The organism is Alphaproteobacteria bacterium (assembly GCA_025800285.1).
Lineage (GTDB): Bacteria > Pseudomonadota > Alphaproteobacteria > JAOXRX01 > JAOXRX01 > JAOXRX01.
On the sequence record JAOXRX010000078.1, the window covers coordinates 1 to 560 of the forward strand.

1 protein-coding gene is annotated in these 560 nt (G+C 31.1%); it reads left to right on the forward strand.

The genetic code is table 11. From position 1 onward, the window contains the following. Positions 1 to 143: 143 nt before the first annotated feature. A partial coding sequence (locus OIF36_04265; protein ID MCV6599672.1) for a hypothetical protein occupies positions 144 to 560 on the forward strand: 417 nt, incomplete at its 3' end.

Consider the following 560-nt stretch of genomic DNA (forward strand, 5'->3'; position numbering starts at 1 on the left):
TACAGCAACAGATTACACAATTTATGGAATTGTGCTCAGTGAAAGAACAGCAGAAATAGATAAAGTAGCAGGAAAACTTTTGTTGAGAAGTTAAATACTTTTCAAATAATTATATTAAATTTAATATAATTATTAAATAAATCATGACAACTTATTTTGAATACGGAGTAAATTTGACAGATAATCAAAAAAGAAGTTTGGTTACAGCTATGAATAACCGAACTCCACTGACTTTGAGAATAAAACATTCTAAACTCACTGGAAATGATGAATTGATGTTGACAAAAACACAACTCAAAAGAATACAAAAATCACTCAATGATGGAACTGGAGTTGATATTAAGATAAGTAAAACTCAGATAAGGAAAGTAGCTAAACAAGGTGGAAATCTTTTCTCATCACTTGCAAGTCTTGGAGCAAGAGTATTACCTTATGCTGTAAAAGGTTTGTCAAAAGCTGCACCTGCTTTAGCAACTGGTGCTGTTTCTGCTTTAGGTAGTTTAGGTATAGACAAGATATTTGGAAAAGGAATTAATATTCCCAAGAAACTCTTTCCTATG